Annotated in this window: 1 protein-coding gene; it reads right to left on the reverse strand. The window is 69.8% G+C overall.

What is annotated here, in order from left to right:
- Positions 1-34: 34 nt before the first annotated feature.
- Positions 35-308: hypothetical protein (locus tag OO70_RS56575; RefSeq protein WP_407702910.1), on the reverse strand; the 274-nt coding region annotated here is incomplete at its 5' end.

Consider the following 308-nt stretch of genomic DNA (forward strand, 5'->3'; position numbering starts at 1 on the left):
GGCCGGCCCTGGGGTGCGCGCCCCAGGGCCGTGCTTATTCCCCGTCTTGGTCGAGGTACGCCCGGTCTGGCACCTCGGTTACGGTGATGGTGGCGGGCGTGCAGCCTGGTCCGTCTACGCGAGCGGGGGGCGTACGGCGTCCCATGGAGGACACCGCGTCGAACCGTGTTCCCTGCGGTTCCCGCGCGACTACTCCCGCGGTCGTGACGTATGCGTAGCCGTGCTCGACCTCGAATGTCCAGCCGCGGGTGTGCGGGAGGAACACGTCAGCTTCCGGCCAGACCTCCCGCGCCTTCCTGTGTGCCAGT

Origin of the sequence: Streptomyces xylophagus (genome assembly GCF_000716435.1) — a bacterium.
GTDB lineage: Bacteria > Actinomycetota > Actinomycetes > Streptomycetales > Streptomycetaceae > Streptomyces > Streptomyces xylophagus.